This window comes from Streptomyces sp. NPDC054841 (assembly GCF_053611045.1).
In genome coordinates this window covers 1-3308 of the sequence record NZ_JBSGZO010000698.1, presented here as the reverse complement: position 1 = coordinate 3308, position 3308 = coordinate 1, and the positions used below count along the sequence as shown (strand labels likewise).

3 protein-coding genes and 1 pseudogene are annotated in these 3308 nt (G+C 70.8%); 2 read left to right on the top strand and 2 right to left on the bottom strand.

Going from position 1 to position 3308, the window contains the following annotated elements:
* Together ACWGI8_RS41920 and ACWGI8_RS41915 are read right to left on the bottom strand one after the other, a co-directional pair.
* The coding region (locus ACWGI8_RS41920) for a cation-transporting P-type ATPase (RefSeq protein WP_453668710.1) at positions 1-416 on the bottom strand (416 nt) is incomplete at its 3' end.
* A gap of 142 nt (positions 417-558) precedes the next feature.
* Positions 559-1467: a universal stress protein gene (locus tag ACWGI8_RS41915; RefSeq protein WP_453668709.1), complete on the bottom strand. Its 909-nt coding sequence runs from the start codon at positions 1465-1467 to the stop codon at positions 559-561.
* 236 nt (positions 1468-1703) lie between these two features.
* On the opposite strand from ACWGI8_RS41915, the gene ACWGI8_RS41910 reads away from it, so the two are divergent.
* Together ACWGI8_RS41910 and ACWGI8_RS41905 are read left to right on the top strand one after the other, a co-directional pair.
* Positions 1704-2342, top strand: a complete 639-nt coding sequence (locus tag ACWGI8_RS41910) for a CBS domain-containing protein (RefSeq protein WP_453668708.1) — start codon at positions 1704-1706, stop codon at positions 2340-2342.
* Positions 2335-3308 (top strand): annotated as a pseudogene (locus ACWGI8_RS41905) (nicotinate phosphoribosyltransferase); the annotation flags it as partial. The gene ACWGI8_RS41910 and the pseudogene ACWGI8_RS41905, both read left to right, overlap by 8 nt.

Below are 3308 nucleotides of genomic sequence, written 5' to 3'. Positions count from 1 at the left end.
GCCTGCGTGAGCCAGGCGTCGGCGGGCACGATGTCTCCCTCGCCCAGCAGCAGCTCATCTCCCGGCACGACGTCCGCGGCAGTCACCAACCGCTCGGAGCCACCGCGCAGTACCCGTGCGCTGGGGGCGGACATCGCCGACAAGGCGGCAACTGCGTTGTCGGCCCTGATCTCCTGGGCCACTCCCACGGTGGTGTTCACGACGATCACGAGGGCGATGACGACCGAGTCGGCGTGGTCACCGATCGCGACGGTCAACGCCACAGCGCCGAGCAGGACCATGATCAGCGGGTCCCGCAACTGGGCCGCAACGCGCACATGCAGCGGCACGGTTCGTCGTGCCGTGAGTTCGTTGCGGCCGTATTCGGCGAGACGGCGGGCTGCTTCCTGCTCCGTGAGCCCCGGACTGCGTTCCATGCAGGCCGGTGTGGTCCGGGCCGGACGGGGCGTCACGTCGTCTCTCCGTTCAGCAGGGCGTGCTCCGGCCGGCGACGGACGCAGACCGTCCTGTGGCTCGACGCCGATCCTGGCTGCACACCTCTGCGATCGGCAGGACCCGTCATCGTTTCTCCCCCGGCCGTGCTCCGTCACGCGGCACGAGCTCGACGGGGCAGTGAGCGTGGTGCAGCACCGCATGGGTCGCCCAGCCGAGCGTGGCCCCGAGGACGCTGGGCGGCCGTCGCCCTCCCATGACGAGCAGGTCGGCGTCGCGCGAGGCCTCGACGAGTGCTCCGGCGACGGACGCTTCCCTGTCGATGTGCGCGGTCACCGGGAGGCCGGGAAACTCCTCCCGGATCCGGTCGGCGACGTCCCCGACCGCGTGCTGACGCCGCCGGACCAGCTCATCGACGTGGTCCAGCAGGAGATCGTCCTCGTTCCGCACCTGCTCCAGCAGGTTCCAGATGCTCAGAAGCCGCAACGACGCCTTGCGCATTTCTGCACTGCGTGCAGCGAGCCGGGCGCAGTCGAGATCGACCTCGTCACGGACCGCAGCCAGCACCACCCCGGTCTCCGCGCGTTCCTCGGCTTCCCGCACGACGACGACGGGCACTCTCGCACCGGCCGCCACGCGGAGGCCGACCGAGCCGAGCAGGAGCGCGCTGAATCCACCGAGGCCGCGACTGCCGACGACGATGGTGCCGTGAACACCGGCCGCGGTGTGGAGGGTCGCCACCGGCTCCCGCCTGCTCAGCTCCGTGGTGACGCGCAGCCCGGGGAAGCGTTCCGTCACCCTGGCCGCGGTGTCCTGGAGCAGCTCGCGGCCCTCGTCCCGTATCCGCTCGATGATCTCGGGCAGGACGTACAGACCCCGGCTGTCGGTGTCCGTGGCGTACACGATGTGCAGCGACTGCGCGCAGCGGTCCGCCTCGGCCGCGGCCCACAGTGCCGCTGCCGCAGCGTGGGACGAACCGTCCACGCCCACCACGACCGTCCCGAATTCCGAGGCGCCCGTCGTGCTGTTCTCCATGGCTCCTCCACGTCGAGTCCCCAGTCACGGATCACCCCTCACGGTGCCATTGCCCCCGGGCCCGTGTGAGGGGCCGCCGGGGCCCGCGGCTGGGCCGAAGGTCCCTGACATCTGCGCTTGTGACCCGTCCGGACCACGTGCAGGGCCGCTCGGCCCTGTGCGGCAGCGCCACGTCGCTCCCACGCTGGTGAACGGAGACAGTTGTTCCCTGGACGCCAGGAAGGGACCGGCATGCGATGAGGCACCGCAATGTTGCCGACCTGATGACGCCCCAGGCCGTGGCCGTTCAGCGCGGCACCACGTTCAAGGAGATCGCACGTGTGCTCGACGAGTACGACATCACCGCCGTGCCGGTGGTCGATGACGACGAGCAGCCCGTGGGTGTGGTGTCCGAAGCGGATCTGCTGCGCAGACAGACAACCGGGGAAGGCGCCGGCACCGCCGAAGGGCTGATGTCGAGCCCCGCCGTCGTGGCGCAGCCCGGATGGAGTGCGATCAGGGCGGCCAGGGTGATGGAGAAGCACAGGATCAAACGGCTGCCGGTGGTGGACGGCGACGGCCGCCTGATCGGTGTGATCAGCCGAAGTGACCTGCTGCAGCTGTTCCTGCGACGCGACCGGGCGATCCAGGAGGAGATCCTGGAGGACGTCCTCACCCGCACACTCCGGCTGTCGCCGGCCGCCCTGACGGTCGATGTCAACGACGGCAGGGTGACTCTCAGCGGCACCGTGGAGCGCAGGAGCCTCGTCCCGGTCATCGTGCGGTTGTGCGAAAGCGTCGACGGCGTCGTGGACGTGACAGACCGACTCGCCTATGCGTGGGACGACGACGAGTCGGCGGATCCCGGCGCAGAGGGCCGCGGTCACCATGTCTGACGTGACCACCACCGATCTGTACGAGGTGACGATGGCCATGTCGTATCTGCGGGAGGGGATGCGTGGGCCGGCCACGTTCAGCCTCTTCGTACGGGAACTGCCGCCGGGCCGGGGCTTCCTGGTCGCGGCCGGGCTCGAGCCCGCCCTCGACTACCTGTCCCGGCTTCCGCGTCGGTCCGGAGGATGTGCGGGAGTTCGCCGAGGCCCTCCACCGACCGGTCCGGGACGTGGAGTCCCTGCTGGGCCTGGAGTTCGGCGGCGAGGTCCGAGCGGTCCCCGAGGGCCGGCTCGTGTTCGCCGGAGAACCGCTGCTGGAGGTCACTGCGCCGCTGCCGCAGGCCCAGCTCGTCGAGACGTACCTGCTCACCCAGCTGTGCCATCAGACGGTGGTCGCGTCGAAGGCGGCGCGCTGCGTGCTCGCGGCGGCGGGACGGTCAGTGATCGACTTCTCCCTGCGCCGCACCCATGGACCGGAAGCGGGCTTTCAGGCGGCCCGGCTGGGCGCCCTGGTCGGCTTCGCGGGCACCAGCAACGTCGCGGCGGCCACCCGCCTCGGGATCCCCGCTTCGGGCACGATGGCCCACTCGTACATCGAGGCCTTTCCTGACGAGGAGACGGCCTTCCGCGCGTTCGCCCGTGCCCATCCCGGACCGGTCACCTTCCTGGTGGACACGTATGACACCGACGCCGGAGTCGCGAACCGGGATGCGCGATCCGGCTCGACAGCGGCGATCTGGGAGCGCTGGCCCGCCGGGCACGGGCCACGCTCGACGCGGCGGGACTCCCGGATGTCCGGATCATCGCCAGCGGTGGACTGGACGAGTACGCCGTCGACGCACTCGTACGCGCCGGGGCACCCATCGACGTGTACGCCGTCGGGACGCGGGGCGGCGGGGGCGCCCCCGCCCCGGACCGCGCCGTGGCGGCCAAGCACGGCGAAAACGCAGCGCGGGCGGGGAAGAAACA